The 15598-nt window shown below is 68.2% G+C and carries 15 protein-coding genes; 5 read left to right on the top strand and 10 right to left on the bottom strand.

Annotation, left to right across the window (positions count from 1 at the left end; genetic code table 11):
* Positions 1–40 precede the first annotated feature (40 nt).
* Positions 41–964: a TIM barrel protein gene (locus ASG62_RS10045; RefSeq protein ID WP_056688608.1), complete on the top strand. Its 924-nt coding sequence runs from the start codon at positions 41–43 to the stop codon at positions 962–964.
* A 138-nt stretch (positions 965–1102) separates the two neighbouring features.
* The gene (locus ASG62_RS10050; RefSeq protein WP_056688611.1) at positions 1103–2275 is read left to right on the top strand and encodes a Gfo/Idh/MocA family protein; all 1173 of its coding nucleotides are present in this window, start codon (positions 1103–1105) and stop codon (positions 2273–2275) included.
* A 175-nt stretch (positions 2276–2450) separates the two neighbouring features.
* Here ASG62_RS10050 and gyrB read toward each other — a convergent pair whose 3' ends face one another.
* Positions 2451–4889, bottom strand: a complete 2439-nt coding sequence (gyrB, locus tag ASG62_RS10055) for a DNA topoisomerase (ATP-hydrolyzing) subunit B (protein WP_056688614.1) — start codon at positions 4887–4889, stop codon at positions 2451–2453.
* Positions 4890–5114: 225 nt separating this feature from the next.
* Here gyrB and ASG62_RS10060 point away from each other — a divergent pair, with 225 nt between their 5' ends.
* Positions 5115–5396: a hypothetical protein gene (locus tag ASG62_RS10060; protein WP_056688617.1), complete on the top strand. Its 282-nt coding sequence runs from the start codon at positions 5115–5117 to the stop codon at positions 5394–5396.
* 131 nt (positions 5397–5527) lie between these two features.
* Positions 5528–6895 carry a cytochrome P450 gene (locus tag ASG62_RS10065; RefSeq protein WP_056688619.1) on the top strand — a complete coding sequence of 456 codons (1368 nt, stop codon included), beginning with the start codon at positions 5528–5530 and terminating at the stop codon, positions 6893–6895.
* A gap of 13 nt (positions 6896–6908) precedes the next feature.
* On the opposite strand, the gene ASG62_RS10070 is transcribed toward ASG62_RS10065, so the two are convergent.
* From ASG62_RS10070 to cysK, 3 genes are all read right to left on the bottom strand, one after another.
* On the bottom strand, positions 6909–7331 hold the full coding sequence (locus ASG62_RS10070; RefSeq protein ID WP_056688631.1) for a hypothetical protein: 423 nt from the start codon (positions 7329–7331) through the stop codon (positions 6909–6911).
* A 108-nt stretch (positions 7332–7439) separates the two neighbouring features.
* Positions 7440–8378: a mechanosensitive ion channel family protein gene (locus ASG62_RS10075; protein ID WP_056688634.1), complete on the bottom strand. Its 939-nt coding sequence runs from the start codon at positions 8376–8378 to the stop codon at positions 7440–7442.
* A 158-nt stretch (positions 8379–8536) separates the two neighbouring features.
* Complete coding sequence (gene cysK, locus ASG62_RS10080; protein ID WP_200944632.1) at positions 8537–9559, bottom strand: cysteine synthase A; 1023 nt, start codon at positions 9557–9559, stop codon at positions 8537–8539.
* Positions 9560–9888: 329 nt separating this feature from the next.
* On the opposite strand from cysK, the gene ASG62_RS10085 reads away from it, so the two are divergent.
* On the top strand, positions 9889–10695 hold the full coding sequence (locus ASG62_RS10085) for a GGDEF domain-containing protein (protein WP_056688637.1): 807 nt from the start codon (positions 9889–9891) through the stop codon (positions 10693–10695).
* A gap of 17 nt (positions 10696–10712) precedes the next feature.
* Here the strand turns inward: ASG62_RS10085 and dut are convergent, their stop codons facing one another.
* From dut to ubiE, 6 genes are all read right to left on the bottom strand, one after another.
* Complete coding sequence (dut, locus tag ASG62_RS10090) at positions 10713–11162, bottom strand: dUTP diphosphatase (RefSeq protein ID WP_056688640.1); 450 nt, start codon at positions 11160–11162, stop codon at positions 10713–10715.
* Positions 11159–12427 carry a bifunctional phosphopantothenoylcysteine decarboxylase/phosphopantothenate--cysteine ligase CoaBC gene (gene coaBC / locus ASG62_RS10095; RefSeq protein ID WP_056688706.1) on the bottom strand — a complete coding sequence of 423 codons (1269 nt, stop codon included), beginning with the start codon at positions 12425–12427 and terminating at the stop codon, positions 11159–11161. Before coaBC ends, dut begins: the two co-directional genes overlap by 4 nt.
* Positions 12424–12849 (bottom strand): type II toxin-antitoxin system VapC family toxin, encoded by a 426-nt coding sequence (locus tag ASG62_RS10100; protein ID WP_056688710.1) that lies wholly within the window; start codon positions 12847–12849, stop codon positions 12424–12426. Before ASG62_RS10100 ends, coaBC begins: the two co-directional genes overlap by 4 nt.
* A complete protein-coding gene (locus ASG62_RS10105; protein WP_056688713.1) occupies positions 12846–13112 on the bottom strand; it encodes a FitA-like ribbon-helix-helix domain-containing protein in 267 nt (88 codons plus the stop codon). The genes ASG62_RS10100 and ASG62_RS10105 overlap by 4 nt, the downstream gene beginning before the upstream one ends.
* Before the next feature lie 80 nt (positions 13113–13192).
* Entirely contained in the window at positions 13193–14779 is a 1587-nt protein-coding gene (ubiB, locus tag ASG62_RS10110; protein WP_056688716.1) for a 2-polyprenylphenol 6-hydroxylase, read from the bottom strand.
* A gap of 6 nt (positions 14780–14785) precedes the next feature.
* On the bottom strand, positions 14786–15565 hold the full coding sequence (ubiE, locus tag ASG62_RS10115; RefSeq protein WP_056688720.1) for a bifunctional demethylmenaquinone methyltransferase/2-methoxy-6-polyprenyl-1,4-benzoquinol methylase UbiE: 780 nt from the start codon (positions 15563–15565) through the stop codon (positions 14786–14788).
* Positions 15566–15598 lie beyond the last annotated feature (33 nt).

Raw genomic sequence — 15598 nt, forward strand, 5'->3', positions numbered from 1 at the left:
GGCGAGCCGGCCGGGCGCCCGACCGGAGGAGGATCAGGCGATGACGATCACCATCACGACGGCGCCCTGCTGCTGGGGCGTCGACGACGTGACCAATCCGAACCTTCCCGCCTGGGAGCACGTCTTCGACGAGGTGCGCGCGGCCGGCTTCGGCGGGCTGGAACTCGGCCCCTACGGCTACGTGCCGCTCGATGTCGACGTCGTTTCCTCGGCCTTGAGGGAGCGCGGGCTCTTCATCGTGGCCGGCACGATCTTCGACGATCTCGTCTCACCGGAGAAGCGCGACGACCTCCTGCGCCAGACCGACGAGATCTGCGCGCTCGTCACGCGGCTGCCGCAGCCGGACCGTCATCCCGGCCAGCGGTTTTCGGCCCCCTATCTGACGGTGATGGACTGGGGCCACGAGGAGCGCGACTATTGTGCCGGCCATTTTGACCGCGCGCCGCGCCTGTCCGATGCGCGATGGGCGGGGATGGTGGGGAACATCCGCGCCATCGCCGAGCGTGCGCGCGACGCTCACGGCGTGCGCGCCGTGATCCATCCCCATGCCGGCGGACATATCGAGTTCGCCGACGAGATCGAGCGCATCGCCGCCGACGTGCCGCAGGACCTCGCCGGCTTCTGCCTCGACACCGGCCACACCCACTATGCCGGCATGGACCCCGTCGCGACGCTGGAACGCTACGCCGACCGGCTCGACTATCTTCACTTCAAGGATATCGACCCGATCGTCTTCGAGCGCGTGCTCGGAGAGCGGATCCGCTTCTTCGAGGCCTGCGCGCAAGGGGTGATGTGCCCGATCGGACGCGGCGTCATCGATTATCCGGCGATCCGCGCGCTGCTCGACCGGCTCGGCTATGCGGGATTCATCACCGTCGAGCAGGAGCGCGATCCGCGCAACGCCGGCGGCAGCCTCGCCGACGTGAAGGCCAGCCGCGACTATCTGGCCCGCGTCGGGTTCTGATACCGGCGGCCCTTGGAAAGGACCGCGGGTATCCCGCGCCGAACGGCGCGGCGGCGGCTTACGCCACTGTGACGCCATGACCTTCGACATGTCGAAGGTCATGGCCGCTGGTATGACATCTTCGGGGAGGACGAGACCATGATCAACGGCGAGAGACGAACAAAGCGGCCGATCCGCTGGGCGATGGTGGGCGGCGGACGCGGCAGCCAGATCGGCTACATCCATCGCTCGGCGGCCCTGCGCGACCGGAACTTCGACCTCGTCGCGGGTGCCTTCGATCTCGATGCGGAGCGGGGCCGGGCCTTCGGCATCGAGCTCGACGTCGCGCCCGAGCGTTGCTACGCGAGCTTCGACGCCATGTTCGCGGCCGAAACGGCGCGGGAGGACGCGATCGAGGCGGTCTCGATCGCGACGCCGAACAACACCCACTTTTCCATCGCCAAGGCGGCGCTGGAGCATGGCATCCACGTCGTCTGCGAAAAGCCGCTCTGCTTCACCGTCGCCGAGGCGTTGGAACTGGAGGCACTGTCGAAGGCGAAAGGAAAGATCGTCGGCGTCACCTACGGCTATGCCGGGCACCAACTCATCGAAGAGGCGCGGGCCCTCGTGGCCGCCGGCTCGCTCGGCGAGATCCGCCTCGTGAACCTCCAGTTCGCGCACGGGTTTCACTCGGCCGCCGTCGAGGAGACCAATCCCGCGACGCGCTGGCGGGTCGATCCGCGCTTCGCCGGCCCGAGCTACGTTCTCGGCGACGTCGGCACGCATCCTCTCTACATTTCCGAGGTCATCCTGCCGCATCTCAGGATCAAGCGTCTGATGTGCGCGCGCCAGAGCTTCGTGAAAAGCCGCGCGCCGCTGGAGGACAACGCCGTCACGCTGATGGAATACGACAACGGCGCGTTCGGCACGGTCTGGTCCAGCGCCGTCAACGCCGGCTCCATGCACGGACAGAAGATCCGCATCGTCGGCTCCAAGGCCAGCCTCGAATGGTGGGACGAACGGCCGAACCAGCTTTCCTTCGAAGTGCAGGACGAGCCGGTGCGCATTCTCGAGCGCGGCATGGGTTATCTTCACCCCGCCACCCTTGCCGACGATCGCATCGGCGCCGGTCATTCCGAGGGCCTCTTCGAGGCCTGGGCCAATCTCTACGACCGTTTCGCCATCGCCATGGAAGCGACGGATCGAGGCGATGCGGCTGTTCTCGCCGGCCTTCGCTATCCGGACATCAAGGCGGGCATCGAAGGCGTGCGCTGGGTCGAGACCTGCGTGCGGTCGGCAGAGGGCGGCGGCGTCTGGATCGACTACGCCTGAAATCCGCCGGGCTCGCTCCGAACGAGACCGGACTGCCGTCTGACGTCATCCGTTCTAGCGGGCGCGGAAGATCCGAACGGCCCTCAAAATCCCCGCGACGGACGGACGGCATCGTCCAGGACGTAGGCCATGGCCGGCAACCGTCTGGCGGCGGCTCGGACAAGAAGAGACGCCCTCAAATGTCGAGATTGGCGACCTGGAGGGCGTTTTCCTGGATGAATTCGCGGCGGGGCTCGACCTCGTCGCCCATGAGGCGGGAGAAGAGGAGGTTGGCGTCGGTCGCGTCGGTGATCTTCACTTGGAGGAGCGAGCGCACGTCGGGGTCGAGCGTGGTCTCCCAGAGCTGCTCGGGGTCCATCTCGCCGAGGCCCTTGTAGCGCTGGAGCGCCAGGCCCCGTCGGCCGACCTCGAAGACGGCGTCGAGAAGCGCGAGCGGGCCGGAGAGAAGGCGCTCGGTCTCCTTGCGCTTCAGAACGGGCGTCTCCGCGTAGATTTCGGAGAGGCGTTCGGAGAGGCGGTTCATGGCCAGGGCGTCGCCGGACTGGATGAGGCCGGCGTCGAGCACCTGCACTTCCGCCACGCCGCGCACGTTGCGCAGGAAGCGATAGCCGCCCTCGAAGGCCTCGCCGCTCCAGCCGCTCTCGCCCTCCTCCGCCAGCCGGTCCAGCCGCTCGGCGATGAGGGCGGCGACGCGCGACGCCTTGTCCGTGTCGTCCGCGACGGCAGGGCTGAGGGCGCCGGCGATCGCGGCCTGTTCGACGACCATCCGGTCGTAGCGCGTGTGAAGGCCCGACATCGAGGCGCGGAAGGCCAGAGCGTCGTCGACCGCCGTGCGCAGGTCGCGCCCGACGCGGACCTCGCCGGAGCCGAGCGTCAGCGAGGCCTCGTCGAGACCGCCCTCGATCAGGTAGTTGTCGAGCGCCTTCTGGTCCTTCAGATATTGCGACTGCTTGCCCTTGGTCACTTTGAAGAGCGGCGGCTGGGCGATGTAGACGTAGCCGCGCTCGATCAGCTCGGGCATCTGCCGGAAGAAGAAGGTGAGAAGCAGGGTGCGGATATGGGCGCCGTCGACGTCGGCGTCCGTCATGATGATGATCTTGTGGTAGCGCAGCTTGTCGGCGTCGAAACCGTAGGTCGAGCCCTCGAACTGCCCGATGCCCGTGCCGAGCGCGGTGATCAGCGTGCCGATCTGGTCCGACGAGATCATGCGGTCGAAGCGCACGCGCTCCACGTTCAGGATCTTGCCGCGCAGCGGGAGGATCGCCTGGTTCTGCCGCGAGCGCGCGCCCTTGGCCGAGCCGCCGGCGGAGTCACCCTCGACGATGAAGATCTCGGACTTGGCGGGGTCCTTCTCCTGGCAGTCCGCGAGCTTGCCGGGCAGGGTGGAGACGGAAAGACTGTCCTTGCGCACGGTCTCGCGCGCCTTGCGGGCGGCGGCCGCGGCCGCGGCGGCCTGGATGACCTTGCCGACGATCACCTTGGCTTCCGCCGGATGCTCCTCCAGCCAGGTCGCGAGCGCCTCGTTCATGGCGCTTTCGACGACAGGGCGCACCTCGGAGGAGACGAGCTTGGACTTGGTCTGCGAGGAGAATTTCGGGTCCGGCACCTTCACGGAGAGAACGGCGGTGAGGCCCTCGCGGCAGTCCTCGCCGGACAGCGTCAGCTTCTCCTTCTTGGTAAGGCCGGAGCTCTCGCCATAGCCGATGATCTGGCGCGTCAGCGCGCCGCGAAATCCCGCCAGATGCGTACCGCCGTCGCGCTGGGGAATGTTGTTGGTGAAGCAGAGCACGTTCTCATGGTAGCTGTCGTTCCACCAGAGCGCGCATTCGACGGTGATCCCGTCCCGCTCCGCATTCACCGTGATCGGCTCGGGCAGCGAGGGCTTGCGGGCGTCGTCGAGATATTTGACGAAGGCGACGAGACCGCCCTCGTACATCAGCTCGACCTTCTTCTCGTCGGCATGGCGCCTGTCGGTGAGGACGATGGCGACGCCGGAGTTCAGGAAGGCCAGCTCGCGCAGCCGGTGCTCCAGCGTGGGAAAGTCGAACTCGACCTTGGTGAAGGTCTCCTGCGAGGGCTGGAAGGTGATTTCCGTGCCCGTTTCGGAGCCGCAGTCGCCCGTCTCCACCAGCGAGCCGTCGGGCACGCCGTGGGTGAAGGACATTTCGTGGACCCGGCCCTTGCGGCGGATCTTCATCTTCAGCCAGACCGACAGCGCGTTGACGACGGAGACGCCGACGCCGTGGAGGCCGCCGGAGACCTTGTAGGAATTCTGGTCGAACTTACCGCCGGCATGGAGCTGGGTCATGATGACCTCGGCCGCCGAGACGCCTTCGCCGGTGTGGATATCGGTCGGGATGCCGCGCCCGTTGTCGGTGACGGTCACCGAGCCGTCGGCGTTCATGGTCACGGTGACCTTGGTCGCGTGGCCGGCCAGCGCTTCGTCGATCGCGTTGTCCACGACCTCGTAGACCATGTGGTGGAGGCCGGAGCCGTCGTCGGTGTCGCCGATATACATGCCCGGGCGCTTGCGCACCGCGTCGAGGCCCTTGAGAACCTTGATGGAATCGGCGCCGTATTCGGCGCTCGGGCTGTTCTGCTCTACGTCTGACATGGAAGTCCTTGGAAAGGTCCCAGGGGAGGTCCTTGGATGGCGGGCGGCCGAGGGAGCCAGGGAGCGACTCGAAGAGCCGTTCCCGCAAGGAATATAAGGGTTTTCAGCGGGCAAACCAACCTCTGGCCGCTCGGGAACCGCGGGCGCTCGGGCGTGGTTGAAGGCACCGGGGGCAAATCTCGGCCCGCCACCCACCAGGGACCGCCTTCGAAGGTGGATATCGCCATGAAGATCATAGCCGGCCTGCTGGCCCTTCTCGCCCTCGGCGGGTGCAACTCCACCTATCCCCACGACACGCCCTATGCCGGCACGAGCCCCGGCGCGAACCCCTACAAGCGGGGCACGCCGGAGTTCTGCGACCAGTACGGCCGCCAGACGGCCGCCAACGACTACGGCACCAATCGCGACAGCGGCGACAGCTTCGGATCGAACGCCATGGCCGAGGAAAGCGCCCGCCTGCGCGGCGCGGAGGCCGCGCGCCGGTGCTTGGCCGGCCGCACCGGCTGAGTCCTCACGAAGAGCCCTCTCGGCAAGCGAGCGCCCGGTCGAGGATCGATGGGTGCGGCTCGGCGACGCCTCAACGCCGCCAAGCTTTGCCACCATATCCGGCGGATCGCAGACCCGAGGAGCCTTCCGCCATGGATATGAGACCGCAACCCTTCCGGGCGCCCGCGCCCGTGCCGCACGAGGGTCAGCTCGGTCTCCTCCGCTTTCTCCTCACCGTCTCGCGCAATCCGCTGAGGATCTGGGGCGAGCGTGCCTATCGCGAGCCCTTCGTCACGGCCGACTGGCTGAACGTGCCGACCATCGTCGTCAACGATCCCGCCACGATCCGCCACTGCCTCGTCGAGAACGCCCGGAACTACGCCATGCAGCCGCTGCGCCAGCGCCTGCTCCGGCCGCTCCTGCGCGACGGGCTTCTGACGGCGGAGGGCGAGCTCTGGCGCCGCACGCGCCGGGCGATCTCCCCGATCTTCACGCCGAAGACCGTGCAGTCGCTGGCGCCCGTCATGGCGGCCCGGGCGGAGGCCTTCGCCGACGGGCTGGCCGCGGCGCCCGGCCGCGCGGTCGACGTCTCGCTCCAGATGACGCTCCTCACCTACGACATCCTGCAGGCGACGCTGTTCTCCGACGACATAGCGGGGGAGCCCAAGGCCTTCGCGGAGGCGATGGAGACGACGATCGGCCGGATGGGGCGGGTCGATCCGCTGGACGTCCTGGATGCGCCCGCCTTCCTGCCGCGCCCGACGCGCTTCTTCGCCAGCCGGTCGGAGACCTACTTCCGCAAGCTCATCGCCGAGACGATCGAGCGCCGCCAAGGGCTGATGACGCGCGATCCCGCGTCGACCCCGCGCGATCTCCTGACGCTGCTTCTCGAGACGGAGGGCCTGTCGCGCTCCGAGATCGAGGACAACATCATCACCTTCATCGGCGCCGGCCACGAGACGACGGCGCGGGCTCTCGGATGGACGCTCTATCTCCTCTCGCAGGCCCCGGAGGAGCGCTTCAAGGTGGAGGAGGAGCTCGACGCGCTGCTGCCGGATCTGCCCGATCCCGCCACTTGGCCCGACCGGCTGGTCCACACGCGGGCAGCCTTCGAAGAGGCGATGCGTCTCTATCCGCCCGCGGCCTCGCTGAACCGCACGGCGCTGGAGGACGACCGGTTCGGCGATCTGGAGATCCCCGCGGGGTCCTCGGTCCTCGTCTGGCCTTGGCTGGTCCATCGCCATCGCGCGCTCTGGAAAGACCCCGACCATTTCGTGCCCGCGCGCTTCCTGCCGGAAAACCGGGAGAGCATCGGGCGCTTCCAATATATCCCGTTCGGCGTCGGGCCGCGCGTCTGCATCGGACAGAGCTTCGCCCTGCAGGAGGGCGTGATCCTTCTCGCCTCGCTTCTGAGGCGCCTGCGCTTCGACTTCGCAGGGGCGAAAGAGCCCGCGCCCGTGCTGAAGATCACGATCCAGCCGGACCGGCCGCTCGCCATGACGGTCGTCCGGCGCCGATAACCTTCGAAAGCCGTCAGGCGGCGGCGGACATGCCGAAGGGCCAGGCCTCTTCATCCGCGCCGTGAAGGATGTCGACGAGATCGACATGCTCGGAGAGATATTTCAGATAGGCGTTGCGCAGATAACGACCGCCGGTCTCGTCGTTGCGGACGGGAAAGAACCGGTCGGCGGCGTCGTGAAGGGCGTAGAGCGCCATGGCGTCGAGATCGGGCTCGCGGCCCGCCGCCGCGCGGTAGTCGTTGAGATCGGCAAGGCTCAGCGCCCCCAGAAGCCGTTCGAAGGGTTTCGGCGCGCGGCGCGGGCGGTCGGGCGTCGTCCTGCGAATTGTGTCGCCGAGTTCGAGCAGGATATCGGCGTTGCCGCGACCGAAGGGGGAGGAGAAACCTTCGGCGCTCCAGGCAAAATCCGTCCTCGACCCGTTCGGCATGCTGCTCATCGTGGCCGTCCCCTGCTTCGACGCTCGGATGTCTGGAAGTCTTCGCCTTCGGCACAACCGTAGCGACGCTGCCTTGACCGAAACCTGTCGCGGCTAAGAAGCTTGGCGCTATCGGGGAGCGGTCGCGACGGCGCCCTGGTCGGCCGATTCCGGGCGGGCGTTGACGAAGGCGACATTGGCTTTCGGCGCCTCTTCGATGCCGAGAAAGCGGGAGGGATCGGCGTCGCCGGGCACGAGACGGTGGATGGCGCGCGGCTCGCCCTCCGGCCCGAAGCGCTGGACGAGCGCGGCCCGAAGGCGGCTCGGCACGAGGCGCTGGGCACCCGCGATCGAGCCCTCGCGCACGGTGCCGACGAGGAGGATCACCTGCGCATCCGGGGTCAGCTGGTCGAGCGAGGCGTCCAGGCGCTCCAGTCCCGTGCCGGCCAGCGCCCCGCCCTCCAGGATGCAGGCGGCCTCGCCGTCCGGCAGGTCGCGCTTCAGTTCCACCGTCCAGGCGACGGTCCGGGGACCGGCCCGCGTGTGGTTCTTCAGCCAGACGTTCCAGATCGCCGAATTCGGCGCGAAGACGAAGAGGCCGTCGAAGGTTTCGAGATGGCAGACGAAGAGGCCGATCTCGCGCACCGTGCCGGCGAAGGTCTGCGTCTCGACATAGTCGCCGACGCGGAAGGGGCGCAGCCAGAGGAGCATGATGCCGGCCGCGATGTTCGTCAGCGTGCCCTGGAGCGCGAGGCCGACGGCGAGACCGGCCGCGCCGAGAACGGCGAGAAGCGAGGTCGTCTGCACGCCGACCTGACCGAGCGCGAGGATGACCGTGAAGATCACGACGAGATAGCGCACGATCGAGATCAGCGGCGCGCGGACGGTCTCGCCGATCCGCGTCGAATGCCGGAAGGCCCGGCCGAGTGCCTCCGAAATCCAGCGCGCCAGGAACAGGCCGGCGAGCAGGATGAGGACCGCGACGAAGAGCTGCGGCAGAAAGAGGATCGCGCCGTCGAGAAGACGCGAAGCGAGCGCCGAGGTTTCCTGGATGTCGAGCGGCTGCATGAAGGCTCCTTCGTCGGCGGTCCTGACCTTATACCGACGAACGAACGAAGACGGCGCGAAGACGTTTCGCAGTGCAGCGAGAAAAAGCCGGTTTGGCGAAGCCACCGTCCCGCCAGCGGGCGGGCGGGACGGCGGCTCATTCTAAAACCCGGCCTCGATCAGATGGAAGGCGCGCCCTTCGGCGGCTCCTTGGGCTCCTCGGGATCGATCAGGCCGTCGAAGAGCGCGGTCGACAGGTAGCGCTCGGCGAAGGAGGGGATGATGACGACGATCGTCTTGCCGGCATTCTCCTCGCGGCTGCCGACCTTGATCGCGGCCGCGAGGGCCGCGCCCGACGAGATGCCGACCGGAACGCCTTCCAGCCGCGCCACGAGACGGGCGAGCTCGAAGGATTCCTCGTTGGAGACGGCGACCACCTCGTCATAGACGCCGCGATCGAGGATCGGAGGCGCAAAGCCGGCGCCGATGCCCTGGATCTTGTGGGGCCCGGGATTGCCGCCGGACAGGACGGGCGAGGCCTCCGGCTCGACGGCGACGATCTTCACGCCGGGCTTGCGGCTTTTGAGGACCTGACCGACGCCGGTGATCGTGCCGCCCGTGCCGATGCCGGAGACGAGGATGTCGATCGTGCCCTTGGTGTCGTTCCAGATCTCCTCGGCCGTGGTGACGCGATGGATCTCGGGATTGGCCGGGTTCTCGAACTGCTGGGGGATGATGGCGTTCGGGATCGAGGCGGCGAGTTCCTCGGCCTTGGCGATCGCGCCCTTCATGCCCTTGGCGCCTTCGGTCAGCACGAGCTCGGCGCCGAGAAGGCGCAGCATCTTGCGACGCTCGATCGACATGGTCTCGGGCATGGTGAGGATCAGCTGGTAGCCCTTGGCGGCCGCGGCGAAGGCGAGGCCGATGCCGGTATTGCCGGAGGTCGGCTCGATCAGCGTCGTCTTGCCGGGCACGAGGCGCCCTTCCGCCTCCAGCCGCTCGATCATGGCGACGCCGATGCGGTCCTTGACGCTGGAGGTTGGGTTGAAGAACTCGAGCTTGGCCAGAAGATGGGCCTTCACGCCCTTCTCGCGCGCCAGCTTGTCGAGGCGCACGATGGGCGTGTCGCCGATCGTGTCGACGATGGAATCGTAGATCCGGCCGCGGCCATGCGTGCGGGCCTCGTTCAGGGGCGTGTCCATGGTCGTCTCCTCGTTCGTCGGTCGGGGGCTTTTCGCCGCGTCGAGCGTGCACGATAGGGCCGAACGGGCGTCAAGCCGAGAGACGATCGTTCGCCCGGAGGCCCTCCTCTAGAATGACTTTGCGCGGGCGCCCCGCGCAAGAGGCGGAGACGCGGCACGCAAAGTCTCCGGAGGCGACCATCGTCCGCCGCTTTTGAATCGAAGGCGACGGTGGCGGGCAAGTCGGCCTTGTCCATGCCGACAAGCACCGGGGCCACGTTCATTTCGAGGTAAGGAGCGCGCCGCAAGGGTGTCCCCATGATCGATCGGCATGGGTTCGGAGGACGACCTTGAATCAGGAACCAGATGGGCTGCGGCAGCTCGTCCTGGAAGTGCTCGGGCTGACGCTCCTGGCGGCCGCGGCCATCACGATCGCCGCCTTCAACGTGTTCGGCGAGATGACGGCGGAAGCGCAACGGGCGCTTCTCTTCTCTCTGTCCGCGCTCGGCCTCTGCACGATCCCCATTCTCGCCTTCGTCGCCTGGCGCATGAGCGGGCTGGCCCGGCAGAACCGGCAGCTCTTCTCGCGCGCCACGCAGGACGGGCTGACGCAGATCCTCAACAAGACGGCCTTTCGCACGGGCGTCGAAGCCGAGATCATGCGGGGTCCGCGCCGCATCGAGGACAGCCGGCCCTACACGCTCCTCATCATCGACGCCGACCACTTCAAGAAGATCAACGACCGGCTGGGCCATGCGACGGGCGACGTCGCCCTCGTTGCCATCGCGCGGATGCTGAAACGCTCCGTGCGCAAGGACGACATCGTCGGCCGGATCGGCGGCGAGGAGTTCGCGATCCTCCTCAAGGGCGCGGGCCTGGAGGAGGCGCGCCTCGTGGCGGAGCGGCTGCGCGCCTCCATCGAGTGTCTCAGCGTCGGGCCGAAGGGCCGCGCGGCGCAGCTCTCGGTCTCGATGGGCGGCCTCACCTTCGTGGGCGCACCGCCCTACGAGGCCCTCTACCGAACGGCCGACGCCAATCTCTACCGCGCCAAGAAGAACGGCCGGAACCGCGTGGACATCACGAGCGCGGTCCGGACCGCTCGCCCCCTCGGCCACCAGAAGGGCGCGACGGCGGCCCTCGCCCGAACCATCGGCTGATCCAAGCTACCCGTCGATCAGACGCCGGTCGATCCGAAGCCGCCGGCGCCGCGCGCGGTCTCGCCGAGCGCGTCCACCTCCGAAAAGGCCGCGAGCGAGACGGGCGCGAGCACGAGCTGCGCGATGCGGTCGCCGTGCCGGATCGTGAAGGGCAGCGGCCCGTGATTGACGAGAAGCGCCATCAGCTCGCCGCGATAGTCGCTGTCCACCGTGCCCGGCGCGTTGAGGACCGTGACGCCGTGCTTGGCGGCCAACCCGGAGCGCGGGCGCACCTGGATCTCGTAGCCCGCCGGCACGGCGACGGCAAAACCGCTCGGCACCGCGGCGAAGCGGCCGGGCTCCAGAACCAGCGGCTCGGCGAGAGCGGCTCTGAGATCGGCACCGGCCGAGCCCGCCGTCTGATAGGCGGGAATGTCGAGACCCGCCCCGTGCGGCAGGCGCTTCAGCTCGACGACCGGATGGCTCATCGCGTCTCTCCCGGCTCGGCGGACGGGCTCGCCTCGGCCGCCAGAAGCTCGGCGATGCGCTGGGCGAGCTTCTCGGCGACCGCTTCCTTGGTCATTTCCGGCCAGGTCTCGATGCCACCGCGCGCGACGAGATGGACCGTGTTCGTGACGCCCCCCATGACGGAGGCGCGCCCGGCCGCCGCGTCGGCCGAGACGTCGTTGGCGACGATGAGGTCGGCGCCCTTGCGGTCGAGCTTGGAAATGGCATTGGCGAGGAGATCGTTCGTCTCGGCGGCGAAGCCGACGACGACCCTCGGCCGCTCGCGGTGATGCCCGACGGTCGCCAGGATGTCGGGATTCTCGGTCAGCGTCAGGGGCGCGGGGGCCTCCGCGCCCTTCTTCAGCTTGATCAGGGCCTCGTCCTCGGTGCGCCAGTCCGCGACGGCGGCGACGAAGACCGCCCCGTCGATCGGCAGGAGCCCTTCGACCGCCGCCATCATCTCGCGCGCCGTCTCGACCTTCACCACCCGGACGCCGCGGGGATCGGGGATCACGACCGGCCCGGAAACCAGCGTCACGTCGGCCCCGAGCCGGGCGAGGCTGGCCGCGATCGCGTGTCCCTGGCGCCCGGAGGAGCGGTTGGCGATGTAGCGCACGGGATCGATCGGCTCGTGCGTCGGGCCGGAGGTGACGAGGAGGCGCCGCCCGGCGAGCGGCCGGCCCGCCGCAAGTCCCGGGGGAACAAGCACGTCCTCGAGCGCGGCCACGATCTCCAGCGGCTCGGCCATGCGGCCGGTGCCGGCCTCGCCGGCTTCCGCCATCTCGCCGCGGTTCGGCCCGACGAAGGCGATGCCGTCCTCCAGAAGCTGCGCGTGGGCCCTCCGCGTCGCGGGATGGTCCCACATGGCCGGGTTCATGGCGGGTGCGAAGAGGACGGGCGCGCGGGTCGCCAGGAGGATCGCGCCGGCGAGATCGTCGCCGAACCCGGCGGCGGTGCGCGCCATGCGGTCGGCGGTGGCGGGCGCGACGAGGACGGCGTCGGCCTCGCGCGCAAGCCGGATATGGCCGACATCGGTCTCGGCCTCGCGGTCGAAGAGATCGCCATGCACGCGCGCGGCCGACAGCGCGCCCACGGCGAGCGGCGTCACGAATTCGGCGGCGGCCTTCGTCATCACCGGCGTCACCGCCGCGCCGCGCTCGCGCAGGCGTCGGATGAGATCGAGCACCTTGTAGGCCGCGATGCCCCCGCCGATCACGAGAAGGATGCGTTTGCCGGAAAGGGTCATGCTAGCGGACTCTCGAAAGGGTCGATGAGGTCGAGACCCGCATCGGCGAAATCCTTGATGTTCCGGGTCGCGAGCTGGGCCCGGTTGCCGAGGGCGATACCGGCGATGAGCGAATCGGACACGGCGACCGGTCGGCCCCGTCCTCGTCGCAAGACGCGGAACTCCGCGGCCAGTAAAGCCGCAGCGGAATCGAGAGGCAGCACCCTGCCGAACCAGCCCGCTTGGATACGGCGCAGCAGGTCTTCGAGACGGCGGCGTTCAGCCGATGTCGGCAGAAGCGACAAGCCATAGCGAAGTTCGAAGATCGTCACAGCCGACAGCGCCAAATTCCCCGGGTCCAAGCCATCGATCCAGGCCGAGACTCCGGGATCGGGCCGCGAACGCATCATGTCCGATACGACGTTGGTATCGACCAGGATCATGTTCCGAAATCGAGCGGCCGATCCTTCCACTCCGAGCGATCCGGCAGCTCGAAATCGACGCCGCCGCCATTCTCCTCGCGCCAGATGCGAAAGAGCTCGCCGACGCTCGCGCCCTCGGGAGCTTTCGAAACCTTCGGGGCCTGCTGCAAAACCTCGGACAAGAGGTTCAAGGCCTCTTCTTCGACGGAATGACCGTGCTCGGCCGCCCGTCGTCGCAGCGCGACCGCCAGATCATCGTCGATCTCCAGCCTCAGGTCGTCCATGTCCGCCCTTTTCGTCGCCTCGCTGCCGCTTGATTGTAGGGGATCGAACAAGAGCCCACAATCCGCCCGCCGACAGAGAGCTACCCCATCGTCAGCTGCCAGGCGATCACCACGAGCGCGATGGCGGAGACGATCTGGGCGACGTGGCCGACGGCGATGGCGACGCGGCTTTCCTTGGCGAGTTCCATGAGGTCGTCGTCGTTGATGTGGATGCCGTTCTCGATGAGGTCGGGCAGGTTCTTCGAGAGAACCTCCAAGCCCGTCGCGAAGTCGGGCAGCCGGTGGGCGATGCGCAGGAGGGCGGAGAGGCCCTGGCGGGCATCGGCGAGCTTGGCGGCGGGGCCGAGCTGGTTGAGGATGTAGTCGGAGACGACCGGCTCGGCCGCGATCCACATGTTGAACTTCGGGTCGAAGGAGCGCGCGACGCCCTCGACCACGACCATGGTCTTCTGGAGAAGGATCAGCTCCGGCCGCGTCTGCATGTCGAAGAGCTCGGTCACCTCGAAGAGCAGCGTCAGAAGATGCCCCATCGAGATCGTCTCGGCGGGCTGGCCGTGGATCGGCTCGCCGATGGCGCGAAGGGCCTGGGCGAAGGAGAGGACGTCCTGCCCGCGCGGCACGTAGCCCGCCTCGAAATGGACCTCGGCCACGCGCTGGTAGTCGCGCTTGATGAAGCCGTAGAGGATCTCGGCGAGGAAGCGGCGGGAATCGGGCCCGAGCCGTCCGACGATGCCGAGATCGACCGCGACGATCGTGCCGTCCGGCGCGACGAAGAGGTTTCCCGGGTGCATGTCGGCGTGGAAGAAGCCGTCGCGCATGGAATGGCGCAGGAAGGACTGGACGACGTTGATGCCGAGCCGCGGCAGGTCGTGTCCGGCCTCACCGAGGGCACGCACGTCGTTCATCTTGATGCCGTCGACCCACTCCATCGTGAGGACGTCGCGGCCCGTGCGCTCCCAGTCGATGCCGGGTACGCGAAAGCCCGGATCGTCCGCGACGTTCTCGGCCATCTCGGAAGAGGCCGCCGCCTCCAGACGCAGGTCCATCTCGATGCGCGTCGACTGGGCGAGGGTCTCGACCACGGCCACGGGGCGCAGGCGGCGCGTCGAGCGCACGAAGCGTTCCAGGAGGTAGGCCGCGAAGGCGAAGGCCTCCAATTCGCTGCGAAAGCTCTGGCGGATGCCCGGCCGAATGACCTTGACCGCCACCTGACGGATCTCGCCCTCGCGGGTCAGAACCTTGGCGCGGTGGACCTGCGCGATGGAGGCGGCCCCGACGATCTCACCGAACTCGACGAAGAGATCGTCGATGCGCCGGCCAAGCGTCGCTTCGATCTCGGCGATCGCCTGCTCGCGCGGGAAGGGCGGCACGCGGTCCTGCAGGCTGGAAAGCTCGTCCGCGATCTTCTGGCCGACGAGATCGGGCCGCGTCGCCAGGAACTGGCCGAGCTTCACATAGGAGGGTCCGAGCCGGTTCAGCGCGCGCGACAGCTTTTCCGAGCGCTCGGCGCCCTCCGCCGAGCGCCGGGCGATCAGCCCGGCCAAGCGGTGGAGCAGGAGCGGGCCGGCCGGCATCCCGTCCGTCGGAAAGGAGGAGACGACGCCTTCGCGGGCGAGGACATAGGCAGCCCGGACGAGGGCGAGCGTGCCGGAGATCGGGTGGGCCAAAGGTCGTTACAGCTTCCAGCCGGAATGAAGGCAGGCGATGCCGCCGGTGAAATTGCGGAAGGTCACGCGCTCGAACCCGGCCTGGCCGATCGCGGTCGCGAAATTGGCCTGGTTGGGAAAGCGGCGGATCGATTCCACGAGATAGGCATACGAATCGCGGTCGCCCGCGACGGCCTGTCCGAGCGCCGGAATGGCCTTGAAGGACCAGGCGTCGTAGATCTTGTCGAGCCCGGCGACATCGACCTCGGAGAATTCCAGGCACAGGAAGCGCCCGCCGGGCTTCAGCACCCGATAGGCCTCGGCCAGCGCCAGATCGATGCGCGGCACGTTTCGAATGCCGAAGGCGATCGTATAGGCGTCGTAAGCGCCGCTTTCGAGCTTCAGATCCTCGGCATTGCCCTCCACGAAGGTCAGGCGGTCGGCAAGCCCCCGCTTCGCAGCCCGCTCGGCGCCGACGCCGAGCATCGAGGCGTTGATGTCGAGAACGGTTCCCGAAGCCCTCCGGCGCGAGGCTTCGAGGATGCGGAAGGCGATGTCGCCGGTCCCGCCGGCCACGTCGAGAAAGCGGTATCCTTCCCGGTGGGGCGGGGAGAGCCAGGCGACCATGGCCTGTTTCCAGGCCCTGTGGAGCCCGCCGGACATGAGGTCGTTCATGAGGTCGTAGCGCTCGGCGACGCGGTGGAACACCTCGTTCACCCGCGCCTGCTTCTCCTCATGGCCGCCGACCGACTGGAAGCCGTAGGTGGTCTCCATGCGCTCGGGCTCTGTGACGCGAAGATCCGACATGGTGACCTTTCCTCTGAAACGCACGGGGACCCC

This window comes from Aureimonas sp. Leaf427 (assembly GCF_001425485.1).
Lineage (GTDB): Bacteria > Pseudomonadota > Alphaproteobacteria > Rhizobiales > Rhizobiaceae > Plantimonas.

Bases quoted from the DNA above. Each gene is read 5' to 3' on its own strand.
- ASG62_RS10045 (WP_056688608.1), top strand. From the start codon at position 41: ATGACGATCACCATCACGACGGCGCCCTGCTGCTGGGGCGTCGACGAC.
- ASG62_RS10050 (WP_056688611.1), top strand. From the start codon at position 1,103: ATGATCAACGGCGAGAGACGAACAAAGCGGCCGATCCGCTGGGCGATG.
- gyrB (WP_056688614.1), bottom strand. From the start codon at position 4,889: ATGTCAGACGTAGAGCAGAACAGCCCGAGCGCCGAATACGGCGCCGAT.
- ASG62_RS10060 (WP_056688617.1), top strand. From the start codon at position 5,115: ATGAAGATCATAGCCGGCCTGCTGGCCCTTCTCGCCCTCGGCGGGTGC.
- ASG62_RS10065 (WP_056688619.1), top strand. From the start codon at position 5,528: ATGGATATGAGACCGCAACCCTTCCGGGCGCCCGCGCCCGTGCCGCAC.
- ASG62_RS10070 (WP_056688631.1), bottom strand. From the start codon at position 7,331: ATGAGCAGCATGCCGAACGGGTCGAGGACGGATTTTGCCTGGAGCGCC.
- ASG62_RS10075 (WP_056688634.1), bottom strand. From the start codon at position 8,378: ATGCAGCCGCTCGACATCCAGGAAACCTCGGCGCTCGCTTCGCGTCTT.
- cysK (WP_200944632.1), bottom strand. From the start codon at position 9,559: ATGGACACGCCCCTGAACGAGGCCCGCACGCATGGCCGCGGCCGGATC.
- dut (WP_056688640.1), bottom strand. From the start codon at position 11,162: ATGAGCCATCCGGTCGTCGAGCTGAAGCGCCTGCCGCACGGGGCGGGT.
- coaBC (WP_056688706.1), bottom strand. From the start codon at position 12,427: ATGACCCTTTCCGGCAAACGCATCCTTCTCGTGATCGGCGGGGGCATC.
- ASG62_RS10100 (WP_056688710.1), bottom strand. From the start codon at position 12,849: ATGATCCTGGTCGATACCAACGTCGTATCGGACATGATGCGTTCGCGG.
- ASG62_RS10105 (WP_056688713.1), bottom strand. From the start codon at position 13,112: ATGGACGACCTGAGGCTGGAGATCGACGATGATCTGGCGGTCGCGCTG.
- ubiE (WP_056688720.1), bottom strand. From the start codon at position 15,565: ATGTCGGATCTTCGCGTCACAGAGCCCGAGCGCATGGAGACCACCTAC.